Raw genomic sequence first — 17,263 nt, forward strand, 5'->3', positions numbered from 1 at the left:
CCTCCTAGCTCCTTCGCCGCCCAGGAAAGGGATCCTTCCGTGCGCCTTCGCACCCCCGTCTTCGTCACCGTCGGCACGGCGCTGCTGGCCGCCGCGGCATTTCCCAACCCGGTGCTGCCCGCCCTCCCCCTGCCCGGCGAGACGCTCGCGGCCGGCCCGCCGCCCCTCCCCCCTGGCGCGGCGGGGGCGCCCGCCGCCGGGGCGCCGGCCGCACGCGGGGCTTCCGCCCAGGAGGGTTCGGTGAGCGCGGCGGCTCTGCTGGCCAAGGTCAAGGACTGCGCACAGCTCTCGAACGGCATGTACCGGAGCGACGACGACGCCCCGGCGTCGGTCCCGGTCTGCGACGCGAAGGGCGCCGTGTTCTGGAAGGCCGACCTGGACATCGACTGCGACGGACAGGAAACCGCGCGGTGCAACCCGGCGACCGACCGCTGGTTCCAGAACCAGACAGCTTTCACCCAGTCCGACGGGCGAGCGCTGAACGCGGAGAAACTGCCGTTCATCGTCGTGCCGGCGCCGAGCTCGGTCTGGGACCACACCACGGCGGGCATCCACGGCGGGACAGTAGCGGCCGTCATCCATGGCAACCGCGTCCAGTACGGAGTCGTCGGCGACATCGGCCCGGCCGGGATCATCGGCGAGGCGTCGTACGCCACGGCGCGCGGACTGGGCATCACGGCGGATCCCGAGGGCGGGGGCGCCGCCTCGGACGTGACGTACATCCTGTTCAAGGACTCCGAGGTCTCCCCCATCGAGGACCACGGCGGCGCGGTCAGGACGGGCGACCGACTGGCGCGTCGGTTCATCGCCGAGAACTGACGCGGGCTGACGCAGGCACGGGCGAGCAGGAAAAAGGGGCGGCCCCACCGGCCGGGGGGGGTGTGCCGGTGGGGCCGCGGAGCTCCTGCGGCCGGGGGGGGAAGGGCCGCGGGCTCGTTCAGAACTGCGTCTGCCCCCTGCCCGCCGACGTATGCACACCGATTTCCGCGAGACCGCCGACGCCCTGCCGCGCCCGGGACCGGTCCGGGCGACACCGCGTCTCCTTCCCCACCCGGTGAACGCTGAGTGACGGTCACGGGGCTACCGCCCAAGGTTCCGGCGACGCTTCGTGGAGGCGGGTGATCCCTGTGTGCGGATGGAAGCCGGCCGTTGAAACCCCGTTCATACGGGGGCCACGCCCGGTACGGACCATCGAAGGGGAGCAAGGCGGCCGTCCCCGGCGCACTTGCTGATGCGTTCGCACTCAGGGAGACCGCACCATGACACGCATACGCTCCGTGGCCACCGCCGTCAACCGCCGTACCTTCATCGCCACGACCGGAGCGGTCGGCGTTTCGGCGGGTATCGGGCTGGCGCTCGGCGCGGGCAGCGGCGACCGGGCGGCGGCCGCCGCCCCCGGTACGGGCTCCGGTGCCGGTGCGCCCGGCACCGGCACCGCCACGGCCCGTACGACACTGGACACGGTCGCCACACCGCGCGGTCCGTCCGCCGCCTTCCGGCGGCTCGGCGACGGTCCCGGCTGGCCCAGGGTCGTACGGGACCAGCTCGCCGCACCCCGGTCCGGCCGGGCGGGTCGGCGCACGGTGCTCAGCTCCTTCGTACAGCTGACCGACCTGCACCTGGTGGACGTCCAGCACCCGGTGCGCACCGAGTACCTGCGCTCCCAGGGAGTCTCGGCGTGGCGGCCGCAGGAGGCGCTCACCGTGCCGGGGGCGGTGTCACTGATCGAGCGGATCAACGCGCTGACGGCCGGGCCCGCGACCGGGGCGCCGCTGTCCTTCGCCGTCACGACGGGCGACAACACCGACAACAACTCCCGGACGGAACTGGACTGGTTCCTGACCGTGATGAGCGGCGGCCGGATCTCCCCCAACACCGGGGACGGCCTGCGGTACGAGGGTGTGCAGAACTCCGGGGAGCGGCTGTTCTGGCACCCCGAGGACGCCCTCCGCGACACCGACAAGCAGTACGGCTATCCGCGCGTCGACGGATTCCTGGCGGCCGCGATCCGCTCCGTGAACAGCCCGGGGCTGCGGATCCCGTGGTACTCGACCGTCGGCAACCACGACAGCCTGGCCAGTGGTGCCATCGCCGACCGGTCCGGTTTCCTCGCGGAGTTCGCCGTCGGGGGACGGAAGCTGTACGGCGTACCCGACGCCGACGCGAAGAAGCTGACGGAGGTCCTCTCGCAGGGCGGCGACCCCGCCGGGGGTGAACTGGTCGATCTGCTGCGCCACTCGAAGCGCGCGATGCGCTCCGTCACGCCCGACCCGGGCCGGGCGCCGTTCGGCCCGCGCGAGTACCTGACCGCCCATCTCGACCCGGCGCGGGCGGGCGCCGGCCCGGCGGGCCACGGCTACACCACGGCCAATCTCGACAGCGACACGCTCTACTACACCTTCCCCATGGGCGGGAACGTCACCGGCATCAGCCTCGACACCACCGACCGCGCGGGCCACTTCACCGGCTCACTCGACACCACCCAGCTGAACTGGCTGAAGCGGACGCTCGACGAGCACCGGGACGGATACGTCGTCGTCTTCAGCCACCACAACAGCTGGACGATGACCAACACCACACCCGACCCCCGGCGGCCCGGCGAGGCCCGGCACAACGGCGACGAGGTCGTCGCGCTGCTCCGGAAGCACCGATCTGTGCTGGCCTGGGTGAACGGGCACAGCCACCGCAACGCGATCCTGCCGCACGGCACCTTCTGGGAGATATCCACCGCCTCGCACATCGACTTCCCGCAGCTCGCCCGGGTCATCGAGGTCGCCGACAACGGGGACGGCACCCTCTCGCTCTTCACCACCCTGATCGAGTCGGCCGCGCCGCACCGTACCGACTTCGGGGATCTCTCGCAGACCGGTCTCGCCGCGCTCTACCGGGAGCTGGCGGCCAACGCGCCGGGCTCCACGGCGAAACCGGCGGGCGCGTCCACCGACCGCAACACCGAGCTGCTGCTGCGCCGTTGACCACCGCCCGCCGTGCACCCGGCGGGCCCGTCAGCCGGTGACCAGGCGCTGCAGCGCGGGCGCGTAGAGGTCCGCCAGCCGCTCGGGGGTGGCGCGGGCGCCGGCGCCCGCGCGGTGCAGGCTCAGCGTGGCGCCCAGGCCGAGGAGCTGGCCGGCGATCAGCTCGGCCCGCAGCTCGCGGTCGCGGCCGGACAGCAGCCCGGTCAGCCGCTGGGTGATCTGTTCGCCGAAGCGTTCCCGCAGCAGGGTGCGCTCGTCGTCGTTGCCCAGCGAGAACACGACGCGCAGCAGCGGGTCGCCCCGCTGGTCGCGGCGACTGCCCACCAGGGTCAGCACGAGATGCCGGCCGAGCGTGTCCAGGGGCGCCGCGAAGAGCTGGTCGGCCGCCGGGCCGAAGTCGGCGATGGTGTTGAACAGCCCTTCCTTGGTGCCGAAGTACTTGACGATGAGCGAGGCACTCACCCCCGCGTCGGCCGCTATGCCCCGCATGGTCACTTCGGCGTACGGGCGGAAGGCGAACGCCCGCCGCGCGGCGCGCACGATCGCGTCCCGGCCCGTCCCGGCATCGGCACCGGCGCCGGTCCGCGCGTCAGCCGCGGTATCCGCCCGGGTGCCGGTTCCGCCATCGGCGGCGGCCTTCGCACCGGCCCCGGTGCCGGTTCTGCCATCGGTGGCTTGTCCGTTCATGCGCCCTCCTGGGCGAGCGACGTCGGTGGACGCCGCCCCTCGTCCGTGGTCAGCTTCCCCCCGACGCTACCGGCGGCCCCGGCCCGCTGACGCGGCAGACACAGCGTGACGGCCAGGGCCAGCAGCGCCGCACCGGCCGCGATGAGGAAGACCAGCAGATACGCGTGGAGGGTGGGCGCGGTACGGCCGCCGGCCTGGAAGGTGACATTGGCGAGGACGGCCGCGACGGCGGCGCTGCAGAACGCCTGCCCGACCGAGCGCATCAGCGTGTTCAGGCCGTTGGCCGCGCCCGTCTCGCTGACCGGCACGGCGCGCATCACGAGCGCGGGCAGCGCGGAGTAGGCGATGGCGGTGCCCGCGGCGACGACGGTGGCGCCGAGGATGATCGTCCAGAGCTGATGGCTGGTGAAGAAGCGCACCACATACCCGACGGCGAGGATGGCCGAGGCGAGGGCCAGCGCGGTCTTGGGGCCGTACGTGGCCGAGATCCTGGCGGACACCGGCGACAGGGCGACCATCGCGAGACCGCCGGGCAGCAGGCAGAGTCCGCTGACGACGATGGAGGCGCCGAGGCCGTATCCGGTGCTCCGGGGCTCCTGCACCATCTGCGCGGTGGACAGGGAGTTGGCGTAGAAGGCGAAGCCGATCAGCAGGGCGGCGATGTTCGTCAGGAGTACGGCGGGCCGCGCGGACACCCGCAGATCGACCATCGGGGTGGTCGCGCGCAGCTCGTAGCGCCCCCACACCAGTCCGATCAGCACGGCGAGCACGAGCAGTCCGAGGGTGCGCGTGGACGTCCAGCCCCACTGCCCGCCCTGCGTCACCGCCAGCAACAGGCTGACCAGCGCCGCCGACAGACCGAGCGCGCCCACCGCGTCGAAGCGGCCGCGCGTGCGCCGCGGTGATTCGGGGACGCAGAGCAGCACGAGCAGCATGTCGAGCAGTCCGAGCCCGGCGGACGCCCAGAACATCGTGTGCCAGTCGTAGTGCTCGACGACGAGGGCGGCGACGGGCAGTCCGACAGCCGCGCCGATGCCGAGCGTCGAGCTCATCAGCGCCACGGAGGGCAGCACCCGCTCGGGCGCCAGCTCGTCGCGCATGATGCTGATGCCCAGCGGTACGACGGCGAGCGCGGCGCCCTGGAGCGCGCGGCCCGCGATGAGCACGGCGATGTGGGAGCTGACGGCACACAGCACGGAACCGGCGACCAGGACCCCGAGCGAGGCCAGCAGGACCTGCCGCTTGCCGTACATGTCGCCGACCCGCCCGAGCACGGGGGTGCAGATGGCGCCGGTCAGCAGGGTGATCGTGACCAGCCAGCTCGCGGCGGTCGGGGTGGCGCCCGTGAGGGCCGGGATGTGTGGCAGGAGCGGTACGACGAGGGTCTGCATGACCGCCACGACCACACCGCAGAAGGCGAGGACGGCGACCAGGAACCGGGGGTGCGGTGCGGGGTGCGGTGCGGGGTGCGGTGACTCGACGGGCTCGGATATCGGTCCGGACATCTCTCTCCGTAACGGTCGGGGCGCGGCGGACGGCGGCGGACCTGGCGGAACAGCCGTGGCGCGACCGGGTGCACAGCTGTTCACCCTCAGGGTAAACGCTTGTGCACCCCTACGGACCGGCGGGGTGCACGCGTGTTCACCACCCGCCTGCCCTCGGGCGCACTTTCGCCACCCGGCACACTGTTCTAGGCGGGTCCGGGTCCGGGTCCGGCCCGACGACCGCCGTGGGAGGCACGATGGCGCTGCAGATCAGCGCGACCAATCCGGAGCAGCCGGCCCTGCTGCTGGACCTGCCCTGGCACACCCAGCTCGACCGGTGGCCGGACGAGCACCTGGTCGCGCTCCCGCGCGGTATCTCACGCCATGTGGTGCGTTTCGCGTCCGCCGGGCCCGAGGTGATGGCGGTCAAGGAGATAACCGAGCGCGCGGCGGTGCGCGAGTTCGGGCTGCTGCGCGATCTGCACCGGCTCGGCATCCCCGCCGTGGACCCGGTGGCGGTCGTCACCGGGCGCGTGGGCCCGGACGGCGAGCCCCTGGAGTCGGCACTGATCACCCGCCACCTCAAGGGGTCGCTGCCGTACCGCTCGATGTTCGAGTCGACGATGCGCCCCACCACCGTGAAGCGGCTGATGGACGCGCTGGCCGTCCTGCTCGTACGCCTGCACCTCGCCGGTTTCGCCTGGGGCGACTGCTCGCTCTCCAACGCGCTGTTCCGGCGGGACGCGGGAGCGTACGCCGCGTACCTGGTGGACGCCGAGACCGGACAGATCCAGCAGAGCCTGAGCCGGGGGCAGCGGGAGTACGACATCGAACTGGCCCGGATGAACATCGCCGGGGAGCTCATGGACCTGGAGGCCTCGGGTTCGCTCCATCCGTCCGTCGACCCCGTGCCCTTCGGCGCGGCGATCGTGCGGCGCTACGAGGACCTCTGGCACGAGGTGACACGCGAGTCGGTGTACCCGGTGGACAAGCGCCACTACATCGACCGCCGCATCCGGCGGCTCAACGAGCTCGGCTTCGACGTGGCGGAGATGCAGATCGCGCGTTCCCCCGTCGGCGACACGGTGACCTTCCTGCCGAAGGTGGTGGACGCGGGCCACCACCAGCGGCAGCTGCTGCGGCTGACCGGTCTGGACGCCGAGGAGAACCAGGCACGCCGACTGCTCAACGACCTGGAGAGCTGGATGGCCGGCGAGGAGGACTACGCGCCGGGCGACCCGCTGGGGGCCCGCCCCGAGGTACTGGCCCACCGCTGGGTCCGCGATGTCTTCCGGCCGACCGTACGGGCCGTACCACTGGCGATGCGCGGTGACATGGACGCGGCGCAGATCTACCACGAGGTGCTGGAACACCGGTGGTACCTGTCGGAGAAGGCGGGCAAGGACGTCGGCCTGGAGACGACGATCGAGGACTACATCGCCCATGTGCTGCCGGACCAGGTCAGCGCGATGACACCGTCGACGGAGGCGGAGGCCCGCTTCTCACCGTGACCGGTGGGGCGGGCGACGGACGCGTGACGGGCGCCGCAGGCACGGGCGGCCCGTCACTGCAGGGCGCGTACCGCCGCCGCGAAGAGCGCGGGCATCCGGGCCGCCGCCGGGACGATCAGGCGGGCGCCCGCCGGGTGGCCGCCGGCCCGTACCAGGGCTTCCGTCAGCAGCCGGTGGCGCCGGGACAGCTTCCGCCACTCGCCCTCGTAGTCCTGCGGCCGCCCCGCCCGCAGGCACCGTACGGCCGCCTCCGCCGACGCCAGCGCGAGCGCGACGCCCTCGCCGGTGAGGGCGTCCACATAGCCCGCCGCGTCACCCACCAGCAGCACGCGGCCGGTGCCGCGGCGGCGCACGCGCTGCCGCAGCGGTCCCGCGCCGCGTACGGTGCTCGCGGGCGGGCCCGTCAGCCGGTCGAGCAGCTGCGGAAAGCCGGCCAGATGGTCGTCGTAGCCGCGCTTGACGGTGCTCAGCACGGCCACCCCCACCAGGTCGTCGGCGACCGGCGTCACATACGCCTCGCCCGCCGCCGACCAGTGCACCTCGACGAAGTCCGTCCACGGCTTCACGCGGTAGTGCCGCCGCTGACCGTAGCGCCGGGGCCTGCGGTCGGGCAGGTCCAGGCCCAGCTGGTGCCGTACGGGTGAGTGCAGCCCGTCTGCGGCCACCAGCCAGCGGGCCCGCAGGCCGCCCGCCGTCACCGAGTCCGCGTTCTGCGTCACCTCGCCGACCCGGCCGGTGACGATCCTGACGCCGGTCTCCCCCGCCCGCCGGGCCAGCGCCGCGTGCAGCTCCGTACGGCGTATGCCGAGCCCGGGGCCGTCGTCGAACGGCGCCTCGGCGCGACGCGGGCCGCACACGTAGCGGATGCCGCGCAGCGGGTGGCCCGGAGGGAGGCCGAGGCCGAGGGCGGACAGCGCGCGCACGCCGCTCGGCATCACGCCCTCGCCGCACGCCTTGTCCACCGGGGTGGTGCGCGGTTCGATCACCACCGCTTCCAGGCCGGCCAGCGTGGCGTGGACGGCCGTGGCGAGACCGGCGGGGCCGCCGCCCACGACCAGCAGGTCGATCACGTGGCGGCGCCCGCCGCGTCCATGGCGAGCGCGCGGTTCTCACACCGTATCCGGACCGTCAGCAGCGCCGCGTTGCACCCGGTGAACAGGAGCGCGGTCAGCCAGGCGCCGTGCACGAGCGGCAGCGCGAGGCCCTCGGCCACCACCGCCACGTAGTTGGGGTGCCGCATCAGACGGTACGGCCCGCCGCTGACCAGCGGGAGGCCGGGCACGACCAGCACCCGGGTGTTCCAGCGCGGCCCCAGGGTGCGGATGCACCACCAGCGCAGCACCTGCGCGGCCGCCGCGACGGCGAACATCGGCCAACCAAGTGCCGGATCGAAGGGCCGGTCGGCCAGCCACACCTCCAGCAGACAGCCCAGCAGCAGGGCGGTGTGCAGGACGACCATCGTCGGATAGTGGCCCTGCCCCCGCTCGACGGCGCCGCGCTCCAGACTCCATCGCGCGTTGCGCCGGGCGACGACCAGTTCGGCGACCCGTTCGGCGCCGACGGCCAGCACCAGCACGGTGTACCAGATCATGACTCCCCGTCCCCCGCTACCAGCGGATCAGCACGAGCTCGGAGCAGAAACCGGGTCCCATGGCGAGCAGCAGTCCCGGGGTGCCGGCCGGCGGCCGCCGCTCGGCCAGGGTGTCCCGCAGAACGTGCAGGACGGAGGACGAGGACAGGTTCCCGACGGCGGCCAGCGAGTCCCAGGTGACGTCGAGAGCTCCGTCGGGCAGTTCGAGGACCTCCTCGACGGCTTCCAGGACCTTCGGCCCGCCGGGGTGGCACACCCACCCGGTGATGTCCGCACGTACGAGGCCGTGGTCGGCGAGGAAACCGTCCACGTCCGCTCCGAGGTTCTTGCGTACGAGGTCCGGGACGCTCGCGTCCAGGACGATGCGGAAGCCGGAGCCGGAGATGTCCCACCCCATCACCTCCTCGGTGTCCGGGTAGAGATGGCTGCGCGTGTCGACGACGACGGGGCCGTCCGTCCGGCGCCGGGCCCCGCAGGCGACGACGGCGCCGGCCCCGTCGCCGAAGAGGGCGGTGGCGACGAGATTGGCCGGCGAGACGTCGTCGCGCTGGAAGGTGAGCGAGCACAGCTCGACGGAGAGAAGGACGGCCACGTCGTCGGGCCGCCCCAGGAGATAGTCGTGCAGCCGGGCGATTCCCGCCGCTCCCGCGACGCAGCCCAGCCCGAACATCGGCACTCTTCTGACATCGGGGCGCAGACCGAGCCGCCCCACGAGGCGGGCGTCGACGGACGGCGCGGCGATGCCCGTCACCGAGGTGAACATCAGCAGGTCGACATCGCGCGGGGACAGACCCGCGGCGTCAAGGGCTCCGCCGACGGCCTCGGCGCCGAGCGGTACGGCCCCGGCGATGAAGGCGTCGTTGACCGCGCCGAAGTCCTTGAGGTCGCCGTACTCGTCGAGCGGCAGGGCCGTATGGCGCGTGGTCACCCGCGCGCCGCGGTGCATCCGGTCGAGGACGCGACGGTCGGCGCCTTCCGGCAGACACGTCTTCGCGACCATGTCGGTGATCTCGTGTTGGCTGTGCTGATACGGAGCCAGGACTCCATGGACGGCTGCGATGCGTGTCATCTGCGGTCCGAGGTCGGGGGCGATGGACGTGCAATCCCTGCCCCGGCACCGGCCCGCCACACGCGAAGTCGCCTGTACGGCCCCGGGCGACTGTGGCGGGGCGGCCTTCCGGGCCGCCCGGATCGCCACCCGGACGGGTACGGCCGTGACACACCCGCGCGGTGCGGGGGCGCCGCCTACCATGGGCGGGTGGACGCTACCGACGGGGCCCGGATCGCCGACCGCGCAGGGACCGCCGACCAGGCCGCCGACCGGGCCGCGCCGCAACGGGCGGCGGGGCGGTGGCTGCGGTGGTCGGCGGCCCTGCTGAGGGCATGTCACCCGGGGCCGACGGTCGCGGTGACGCTGCTGGTCCTCGGCCTCGCGGTGGCCGCGGGGCAGGACGCGGCGGGATGCGCGCTGGCGGCCACCGCCGTCCTCGCGGGGCAGCTGTCGGTCGGCTGGAGCAATGACGCCGTCGACGCGGCACGCGACACGGCGGTCGGACGCGCCGCCAAACCCGTGGTGGGCGGGGCCGTGGACGCGCGCGCGGTCGGGATCGCCGCCGTGGTCGCGCTGGCACTGTGCGTGCCCCTGTCCCTCGCGTACGGGGTGGCGGCCGGCGCGGTCCACCTGGTGGCCGTGGCGGCGGCGTGGACGTACAACCTCCGGCTCAAGTCGACGGTGCTGTCCTGGCTGCCGTACGCGGTCGGGTTCGCGGCCCTGCCCGCCTTCGTCACACTCGGCCTGCCGGGTCAGCCGCGGCCGGCCTGGTGGATCGTCAGCGCGGCCGCCCTGGTGGGGGTGGGCGCGCATCTCGGCAATGTGCTGCCGGACATCGAGGCGGATCTGGCCACCGGCGTCCGTGGCTGGCCGCAGCGGTTGGGGCCCCGTGCGGTACGGCTGCTGCTGCCGGTCCCGCTGACGGCGGCCACCGTCCTGCTGGCGCTCGGTGGGCCGGGCGCGGCCGGCGGGGTCGGGACGGTCGGCGGGGTCGGTATGGGGGTGGCGCTGGTGGCCGCGGTCGGCGGGGCGCTGATGGGGCGTCACCGGCCGAGGGTGCCGTTCCTGGCCGCGATCCTCGTGGCGGGGGTCGATGTCGCGCTGCTGCTGTGGCAGGGGGCGGCGCTCTCCTGACCGGAGTGTTCCGGCCGCTCCGGGGAACCCGGCCCCTGACGACAAGGCCACCGCGTTCAGCCGTCGGCCGGTCTCCGACACCCCGGGAGTAGACAGATGTTGGGCTTCGCAGCAGCCGTACTCTTCGCCATCGCCTTCATCATCAATGCCACCGCGACCTCGGTCGACGCCCTTTTCGCGCCGACGAGTCTGATGCTTCTCGGGCTGGCCCTGCTCGCGCTGCACGTGGCGGGGGTCGGGACCGGCTGGGCGGCGCGGGGCCGTCGGCGCTGACACCGGACCGGCCCGCGCGCCGGCCGAGTCCGGGGCCGGGCCTCACCACGGTGGTGAGACCCGGCCCCGGACGTTCTCGCCCCGCCGCCGGGCGGGCGTCGTCGAAGCGTCACGGACCGGCCTCCCCCTCACACGTTGCCGGTGCGAAGTGCGCCCCCGGACACTCCCAGGGGTGCCGCCGGGGCTTGTCCCCCGGTACCGGGTGAACAGGGCCGGGAGCGTTGCTTCACGACCGCAACTCAATCCCCCGATCGGGCGACTTCGCCCCTGACGGGTGATTCGAACACAGCATGACGACCGTGGGCGGCAGCCCTCGCACGGACACTGTCGGACTTCTCGAAAATCCGTCCGCCAGATCGCCCGCCTCGGCCCGTTACACCCCCTTGATCAGGTCCGTTGTCCGGGCACCTGCACCCGTTCGCCATCTGCTCAGGAGGACTCATGCATCCCGTTCCCATCCCCGCCCATGTCGGCAGCGGAGATCCCGTGTTCGAGTTCGGCCGCCCGGCACGCACCCCGCAAATGCGTCGGATTGACGCGGAAGGCGGTCCTGCGGCGTGAATCCGTTCCGTTCCGGCCGGGCGCCGTACGTCCAGAACTCGCCGCCTGAACAGCTTCTCTTCGGCGGCCGGCTCAAGGGCTCCTGGGGGTGGACCGTCCACGAGGGCGCGCGCCTCGAGGCGTCCTTCTGGACGATCCTGCGGCAGGTCCCCAGCCTCATCGCCCACACCGTCTCGCTCGCCCGGCGGGCCGACCGTCCCGCTCTGATCGTCGTGGCGCTGGCGCAGCTCGGCCAGGCCGCCGCGACCGTCTTCGGGCTGCTGGCCACCAACCGGGTCCTGATCAGTCTGTTCACCGCCGGGCCCACCGCCGAGCGCATCTCGCAGGCGCTGCCCTCCCTGCTCTGGGTCGGCGGCTCGGGTGCCCTGGCGGCCACCCTGCGGGCCGTCGGTCTCGGCGCCGCCGGCCGTCTGGAGCCGAAGGTGGAGCGGCTGGCCGCGCTGATGATGCTGACCCCCGTGATCCGGGTGGAGATGGCGCATCTGGAGCAACCGGAGTTCCACAAGATCCTCGACTCGGGGCAGCACGGCCAGACCGCCGCGCGTCGGCTCATTCAGCACACGCTCGGCGTCGTCGACTCCCTGATGGCGCTGACCGCCGTCAGCGGGGTGCTCGCCGTTCTGCATCCGGCGCTGCTGCCCCTGTTGGTCGCCGTCGTGGTGCCCAAGGCATGGGGCACGGTCCGGGCCGCCCGCCGTACCTACGAATCGGTCCAGGTGTGGATCGAGCATGTACGGCAGCAGGGCGCCCTGCGCCGGCTGCTGATCTCCCAGCAGGCCGGGCCCGAGCTGCGCGTCCATGGTGCGGGTCCCTTCCTGCTGGAGCAGTTCGACCGGATGGGCATCGAGGCGGCCGAGGAGCAGACGCAGCTCGCGCACCGGGAAGCGGGCATGGATCTGCTGACATCGGCGCTGTCGGGGCTGACGGCGGCGGTCACGTACGGGCTGCTGGCCTGGTTGCTCACGCATGGCCATATGCCGCTCGCCTCGGGCGCCACAGCGGCTCTGGCGCTGACCAACGGCACGGTGGGGCTGCGCCGCATGGTGACCCATGTACACCAGCTGTACGAGCAGTCGCTGTTCATGACCGACCTGATCAGGGCCAGGGACGAGGCGCGGCTGCGTGCCATCCCCGCCGGCGGCAGGCCGGTGCCGGGCCCGCCCGAGCTGATCGAGTTCGACCGGGTCTCCTTCACCTATCCGGGCCGGGATACCCCCGCTCTCGACGCGGTGTCCCTGACCATCCGCCGGGGCCAGACCGTGGCTCTGGTCGGGGTCAACGGCAGCGGCAAGACCACCCTCAGCAAGCTCCTCGCCGGCCTGTACCTGCCGTCCGAGGGGCAGGTTCGCTGGGACGGTACCGATGTGCGCGAACTGGACCGGGACCAGCTCTTCGACCAGGTGGCGCTGGTGCTCCAGGACTATCAGCGGTGGCCGTTCACGGTTATGCCATCTGTCAAGGTGTCCCAGACGCGAGTGTCTCATCGTTCGGGAAGCCCCCGTCCCAGGCGTGCTAGCGGGGACAGGGTCATCACTGCTGGGGACAGCATCATGCCGGCGGCCGTCACCAGGAGGCTGGTGCGCAACCCCCACTCCATCGCGAGAAGCCCCCCGAGCAGGGAGCCGAGCGGGGCCATCCCCATGCCGACAAAAGTGATCGTCGCGGCCGCGCGGCCCTGCATCCCGTCCGGAGTGACCGCCTGCCGCACAGCCATGACCGTGACGTTCACCAACTGGCCGCCGGCCCCGAACACGAAGTTGATCGCCAGCAGCACGGAAACCGTCACCGCCGAGGAGCCGTGCAGCGCGGGCACACACACGAACACGCCGTCGCCGAGTGCCGCCGCGGACACGAGCACCGCGCCGTAACCAAACCGGCGCGGCAAGCGAGCGGCCAGCAGCGAGCCCAGGAGCGCGCCCGGACCCACCGCCGCAAGCGCCAGCCCGACGGTGGTGCCGGACAAGTGCAGTTCCCGCGGCAGGAAGAGCAGATAGACGGTCATCATGGCCGCGAAGGAGAACTGGAAAGCGGCCGAGGCGAGGCACACGGTGCGCAGAGAGGTATCGCTGACGACAAAGCGGAGGCCCTCATGGATCCGTCGCCATACCCGAGGGTGACGTTCCGAGCGTTCCGGGAGCGATTCGGTCCGACGGATCCGCCGGACCGACAGGAACGACAGCGCGAAAAACACCGCGCTGGAGGCAGCAGCGATCGGCGCCGACAGCAGTGACACCAACGCACCTCCGAGGGCGGGCCCGCCGATCTGCGCCGCAGACCGACTGCCCTCGAGCGCACTGTTACCTCGCACCAACTGATCGCGTTGTACCAGCCGCACGAGAGACGCCTGATAGGCCACGTCGAAGAACACGGACAGCGCCCCAACGGCGAAGGCGACCAGGAGCAGCGCGGGCAGGCCGAGCCAACCGAGGAGACCGGCCACGGCGGCGGCGCACAGCATCAGGGTCCGGACGGCGTCCGCCACCACCAACACCGTGCGGATCCGCCACCCGTCCACCCACGCGCCGACGAAGAGCGAAAGCAACAGGAGCGGCGCCTGCCCCACCGCGCGGAGGACGCCCAACTCGCCGGCGTCGGCGTTGAGCGTCAGGACGGCGAAGAGCGGAAGAACGATCAGAGTGGTGTGTTCGCCGAGTTGGGAGGCCGTCTGACCCACCCAGAGTCTGCGGAAGTCGCGATCCCGCCACAGACATGGCGGAACAGATCGACTGGAATCGGATACAGCAGAGGAAGTGGACGGCACGGGGATCCCTTGGGCTGCCGACAACGAGGCCCGTCACCCGGCGCACGACAGCTGCACCGACGGTTCAGGCTGGGGAAGGCTCGCTGTGCCGCAACATCAAGGGCAGCACGCGATGACAGGCCGATCACGGCCTACAACGTCAACGCGCGCTCGGACGACCGGGCATGTCTTAGCTCCTCGTGGGTGACTCGCTGCGCCCAAACCCTTTCACGTCGGCCGCCCGACGTGAAAGGCGGCCTCGTTCGTCTCTCCCGCCGACCGCGCCCCGGACGGCCCTGACACCCAGGCATCCCGCCTCTGCCGCGATGTTGACGACGGTCAGGCTTCCGTCGGTGGTCTGCGGGCGCCCTTCCGTGAGTTCTTCGAACGCCCGCATGATGCGCCGATCGATGTCGGTCAGGTCCGTGTGCTCCCGGACAAGACGGGCGAAGATGGTCTGCGCGGTGCTGGTACTGGTCATGCGGGGCCGTCTCCCTCATCGTGGATCTCTGCGATCAGACGGGTCGGGCTGGATAGGTGCTCGGTGATGGCGATCTGCTGCAGATGCGGTAGAGCGTCCAGATCGGGGAAGTCCTGGCGTGCTTGGTCGCGGGCATGGAGCAACCGAGGCAGGTGGACGGCCGACCTCCGGGAGTTGGGGCACTGAAGGCACATGCTGAGCATGGACAGCGGCCGTCCAAGGGACTTCGCGCGCTTGTTGCACACCGCTGTCTCGGCCTGGTGGAAGCAGTCGTTGAGCATTCCGGGGTGCAGGGTGCGAGTCAGGTGTTTGAGCATGGCTCGCAGGCGTGTGGGGCTGGACACCACGCCGGGCAGGTCTCCGATCTCGGCCCGGATGCGGTCGAACTCTTCCTCGACCCGCTGGGCCGCGCCGCCGACGGACCTGCCGCCCTCGTTCCAGTCGTGGAAGAGGTCTTCTACGTAGTCCAGTTTGGCCACTGTCTGATCGGCGGCGACCTCGTCGGCGAAACCTGAGGCAGAGGTGCCCGCGTACCCTTCGAAGATCGCGTATGCGGCATGTTTGTACTGACGCGTGCCCGCGACGACTCCGAAGGGTTGGTGGGCGATGTGCCACGCCAGCTTGTGAACGTGGTTGAGGACTGACCGTTGACCGTTTCCGGGCCTCTGGCCCGCGGCGCCCGGGCTCTTAGCACATCTCTCTGTCGTTTCTTGCTGGAGCAATTGTCAAGATCTGTGGATGGGAGCCGCACCGACCCAGCGGTGATAGGCGTCTACGTCGACGTTGCTGCCGCACACGATGGTGACCACGTGTCGGCCGGCGAAGCGGTCACGGTCTTCGAGGATCGCTGCGATGCCGAGCGCGGCCGACGGTTCGACGACGAGGCCGGCGTGGTCGAGGAGCATTCGCATACCGGCGATGATCGACGCCTCTTGGACCAGGACGGCGTCGTCAGCGACCAGGAGGAGGTCGTCCAGGACGGCCGGGATGGGACGCCGGCCGGCGACGCCGTCAGCGATGGTGTCGGTCGAGTCAGTGGTGACGACACGCCGTGCGCGCCACGAGAGTGTCAGCGCCGGTGCGCCCAGCGGCTGGACGCAGATCACCTCGACTTCGGGTGCCAATGCCTTCACCACATGACCCACGCCGGTGGCCAGTGCCCCACCGCCGAGAGCGATCAGGACGGTGTCGAACGACGGCGCGGTGTCCACCAGTTCCAGGCCGATGGTCGCCGCGCCTTCGCAGGTCTCGATGTCCAGACTGTCCTCGACCAGCCGGATGCCGTCGTACCGCGCGATGGCCGCCGCCCGCTCGCGAGCCAGCTCGTGGTCGCCGTCCACCAGCTCCAGCCTGGCGTCCAACGCGCGGATGCGATCAAGCTTGGCCACCGTCGCAAAGCGGGATGCCACGACGGTCACGTCGAGCCCCCGGCCGCGACCGGACCAGGCGAGGGCTTGGCCAAGGTTGCCCGCGCTGGCGCACACCACGGCTCGCGAGCCGTGGTCGGCGAGCAGGCTCGCGATCACCTCGGTGCCGCGGGCCTTGAAGCTGCGGACCGGGTTCGCCGTTTCGAGCTTGATGCTCACCGTGCACCCGAGGCCGGGCTCCAGCGCCTCGCAGCGGTACAGCGGAGTGTCGAGAAAAACCGGGTCGATCACCCCGCGAGCCGCCCGGATCCGAGCAATGTCGAGACGCGTCTCCTGCACGACACGGCAGCGTAGCGCTATCGGCGCTGTTTGTTGCTTGGCTCAACGATTCTTGATCCGACTGCTGATGCTCGTGACGTTGGAGGCCGATTCCAGAGCCTCTTGGAGGCGTTCGTTGCGAAGGCTGAGGTGTTTGATCTGGGCTGCTGCGAAGGCGAGTTGAGCGTTGAGGTCACGGTTGCGGCGGCGGAGCTTCGCGTTGCGGGCGACGAGTCTGTCGTGCACGGTCGGACCGCTGCGAGGGGCGGTGGAGGCGGCTCGGTGATCAGCGATCTCTCGTGCGATGTCGGGGTAGCGGCGGCGGAAGGTGGTGTTGGTCAGGTCGAGGCGGCGGGCCAGCATGAGGACGCTGGGCTGCTTGTTGGTCTCGCGGCAGATGTCCAGCACCTCCTGGAGGTGCTTGCGGACCAGGGCCTCGGACAGGTCGGGGACGTTGCGGGTCAGGCCGGAACGTCCTCCTGTCCGTTCGCCGTCAGGAACTCGACGATCTCGGCCCGTCGGCTCTCAAGGAGCTGGCGAAGGCGAGGTGGCAACGACGGCCGCGAGGCGATGCGCTTGTCGATGCGGACGATCTCGCGTTGCCAGGCGGTGATGTTCTCGGGGGTGAGCGTGACGTTGCGGCAGGACAACGGCAGGCAGCCACCGTGTGAGGGAAGTCCTTCGCTGTTGCCTCTGCGGGCCTTCTCGCAGAGGGCCTTGGCCGGATCGTTGACGCAGGTGATGTACTCGCCGGGATAGATCGCCGGGTCGTGACGCTTCATGATCCTTCTGAGACGGTGTCTGTCCAGCGCGACCTGGCCCTGGAACTGCGCGCGCTCGCCGAACTCTGTGAGCCGACGAGCTGCCTCTTCAGCAGACGGACCGGTCAGTCCCGCGTGCTGGTGGGAGTCGATCATCTCCATGTAGACCTCGCCGCGCGCGATGGCCTGCTCGCTTTCGACCTCGGCCCGGAAGCCGGAATCGCTGGTCCCTAACCTCGCGCTTTCATGAAGCGGGGCGTCCGATGGGTGGTCAGGTAAGCGAAAAGTGCCTCTGACCAGCAAGAATGAGGATTGTCGAGGTCCTTGTT

At 71.4% G+C, this 17,263-nt stretch carries 16 protein-coding genes and 1 pseudogene; 6 read left to right on the top strand and 11 right to left on the bottom strand.

What is annotated here, in order from left to right; translation table 11 throughout:
* Positions 1 to 39: 39 nt before the first annotated feature.
* Both ACIBAE_RS28040 and ACIBAE_RS28045 read left to right on the top strand, forming a co-directional pair.
* Entirely contained in the window at positions 40 to 819 is a 780-nt protein-coding gene (locus ACIBAE_RS28040; RefSeq protein ID WP_399290681.1) for a glycoside hydrolase family 75 protein, read from the top strand.
* 440 nt (positions 820 to 1,259) lie between these two features.
* Positions 1,260 to 2,975, top strand: a complete 1,716-nt coding sequence (locus ACIBAE_RS28045) for a TIGR03767 family metallophosphoesterase (RefSeq protein WP_399290684.1) — start codon at positions 1,260 to 1,262, stop codon at positions 2,973 to 2,975.
* A 30-nt stretch (positions 2,976 to 3,005) separates the two neighbouring features.
* On the opposite strand, the gene ACIBAE_RS28050 is transcribed toward ACIBAE_RS28045, so the two are convergent.
* Positions 3,006 to 3,662 (bottom strand): TetR family transcriptional regulator, encoded by a 657-nt coding sequence (locus tag ACIBAE_RS28050; RefSeq protein WP_399290687.1) that lies wholly within the window; start codon positions 3,660 to 3,662, stop codon positions 3,006 to 3,008.
* The gene (locus ACIBAE_RS28055) at positions 3,659 to 5,167 is read right to left on the bottom strand and encodes an MFS transporter (RefSeq protein WP_399290689.1); all 1,509 of its coding nucleotides are present in this window, start codon (positions 5,165 to 5,167) and stop codon (positions 3,659 to 3,661) included. Before ACIBAE_RS28055 ends, ACIBAE_RS28050 begins: the two co-directional genes overlap by 4 nt.
* 236 nt (positions 5,168 to 5,403) lie before the next feature.
* Here ACIBAE_RS28055 and ACIBAE_RS28060 point away from each other — a divergent pair, with 236 nt between their 5' ends.
* Entirely contained in the window at positions 5,404 to 6,657 is a 1,254-nt protein-coding gene (locus ACIBAE_RS28060) for a DUF4032 domain-containing protein (protein WP_399290692.1), read from the top strand.
* A gap of 53 nt (positions 6,658 to 6,710) precedes the next feature.
* On the opposite strand, the gene ACIBAE_RS28065 is transcribed toward ACIBAE_RS28060, so the two are convergent.
* Genes ACIBAE_RS28065 through ACIBAE_RS28075 form a run of 3 tightly spaced genes read right to left on the bottom strand, consistent with a single transcriptional unit; the run spans position 6,711 to position 9,317 of the window.
* Positions 6,711 to 7,727: an NAD(P)/FAD-dependent oxidoreductase gene (locus ACIBAE_RS28065; RefSeq protein WP_399290695.1), complete on the bottom strand. Its 1,017-nt coding sequence runs from the start codon at positions 7,725 to 7,727 to the stop codon at positions 6,711 to 6,713.
* Positions 7,724 to 8,248: an isoprenylcysteine carboxyl methyltransferase family protein gene (locus tag ACIBAE_RS28070; RefSeq protein WP_399290697.1), complete on the bottom strand. Its 525-nt coding sequence runs from the start codon at positions 8,246 to 8,248 to the stop codon at positions 7,724 to 7,726. The genes ACIBAE_RS28065 and ACIBAE_RS28070 overlap by 4 nt, the downstream gene beginning before the upstream one ends.
* A gap of 16 nt (positions 8,249 to 8,264) precedes the next feature.
* On the bottom strand, positions 8,265 to 9,317 hold the full coding sequence (locus ACIBAE_RS28075) for a type III polyketide synthase (protein ID WP_399290700.1): 1,053 nt from the start codon (positions 9,315 to 9,317) through the stop codon (positions 8,265 to 8,267).
* A gap of 189 nt (positions 9,318 to 9,506) precedes the next feature.
* On the opposite strand from ACIBAE_RS28075, the gene ACIBAE_RS28080 reads away from it, so the two are divergent.
* The 3 genes and pseudogenes from ACIBAE_RS28080 to ACIBAE_RS28090 all read left to right on the top strand — a co-directional run.
* Positions 9,507 to 10,433, top strand: a complete 927-nt coding sequence (locus tag ACIBAE_RS28080) for a UbiA family prenyltransferase (protein ID WP_399290703.1) — start codon at positions 9,507 to 9,509, stop codon at positions 10,431 to 10,433.
* Between the two features lie 96 nt (positions 10,434 to 10,529).
* Positions 10,530 to 10,706, top strand: a complete 177-nt coding sequence (locus ACIBAE_RS28085; RefSeq protein WP_399290706.1) for a hypothetical protein — start codon at positions 10,530 to 10,532, stop codon at positions 10,704 to 10,706.
* A 1,643-nt stretch (positions 10,707 to 12,349) separates the two neighbouring features.
* A pseudogene (locus ACIBAE_RS28090) lies at positions 12,350 to 12,697 on the top strand (ATP-binding cassette domain-containing protein); the annotation flags it as partial.
* A 50-nt stretch (positions 12,698 to 12,747) separates the two neighbouring features.
* On the opposite strand, the gene ACIBAE_RS28095 reads toward ACIBAE_RS28090, so the two are convergent.
* The 6 genes from ACIBAE_RS28095 to ACIBAE_RS28120 all read right to left on the bottom strand — a co-directional run.
* Complete coding sequence (locus tag ACIBAE_RS28095; protein WP_399290709.1) at positions 12,748 to 14,028, bottom strand: MFS transporter; 1,281 nt, start codon at positions 14,026 to 14,028, stop codon at positions 12,748 to 12,750.
* A 169-nt stretch (positions 14,029 to 14,197) separates the two neighbouring features.
* Entirely contained in the window at positions 14,198 to 14,488 is a 291-nt protein-coding gene (locus ACIBAE_RS28100; RefSeq protein ID WP_399290711.1) for a hypothetical protein, read from the bottom strand.
* Complete coding sequence (locus ACIBAE_RS28105; protein WP_399290714.1) at positions 14,485 to 14,967, bottom strand: hypothetical protein; 483 nt, start codon at positions 14,965 to 14,967, stop codon at positions 14,485 to 14,487. The genes ACIBAE_RS28100 and ACIBAE_RS28105 overlap by 4 nt, the downstream gene beginning before the upstream one ends.
* 246 nt (positions 14,968 to 15,213) lie before the next feature.
* A complete protein-coding gene (locus tag ACIBAE_RS28110; RefSeq protein ID WP_399290717.1) occupies positions 15,214 to 16,194 on the bottom strand; it encodes a threonine/serine dehydratase in 981 nt (326 codons plus the stop codon).
* A gap of 42 nt (positions 16,195 to 16,236) precedes the next feature.
* Positions 16,237 to 16,581 (bottom strand): hypothetical protein, encoded by a 345-nt coding sequence (locus ACIBAE_RS28115; RefSeq protein WP_399290720.1) that lies wholly within the window; start codon positions 16,579 to 16,581, stop codon positions 16,237 to 16,239.
* Between the two features lie 53 nt (positions 16,582 to 16,634).
* Positions 16,635 to 17,263 (bottom strand): hypothetical protein (locus tag ACIBAE_RS28120; RefSeq protein ID WP_399290723.1); only part of this gene is annotated, 629 nt, incomplete at its 5' end.

It is taken from the genome of Streptomyces sp. NPDC051569 (assembly GCF_044454085.1).
GTDB lineage: Bacteria > Actinomycetota > Actinomycetes > Streptomycetales > Streptomycetaceae > Streptomyces.

Excerpts from the sequence above, each read along its gene's own strand:
- ACIBAE_RS28045 (WP_399290684.1), top strand. The coding sequence starts at position 1,260 with ATGACACGCATACGCTCCGTGGCCACCGCCGTCAACCGCCGTACCTTC.
- ACIBAE_RS28075 (WP_399290700.1), bottom strand. The coding sequence starts at position 9,317 with ATGACACGCATCGCAGCCGTCCATGGAGTCCTGGCTCCGTATCAGCAC.
- ACIBAE_RS28055 (WP_399290689.1), bottom strand. The coding sequence starts at position 5,167 with ATGTCCGGACCGATATCCGAGCCCGTCGAGTCACCGCACCCCGCACCG.
- ACIBAE_RS28050 (WP_399290687.1), bottom strand. The coding sequence starts at position 3,662 with ATGAACGGACAAGCCACCGATGGCAGAACCGGCACCGGGGCCGGTGCG.
- ACIBAE_RS28085 (WP_399290706.1), top strand. The coding sequence starts at position 10,530 with ATGTTGGGCTTCGCAGCAGCCGTACTCTTCGCCATCGCCTTCATCATC.
- ACIBAE_RS28070 (WP_399290697.1), bottom strand. The coding sequence starts at position 8,248 with ATGATCTGGTACACCGTGCTGGTGCTGGCCGTCGGCGCCGAACGGGTC.
- ACIBAE_RS28060 (WP_399290692.1), top strand. The coding sequence starts at position 5,404 with ATGGCGCTGCAGATCAGCGCGACCAATCCGGAGCAGCCGGCCCTGCTG.
- ACIBAE_RS28100 (WP_399290711.1), bottom strand. The coding sequence starts at position 14,488 with ATGACCAGTACCAGCACCGCGCAGACCATCTTCGCCCGTCTTGTCCGG.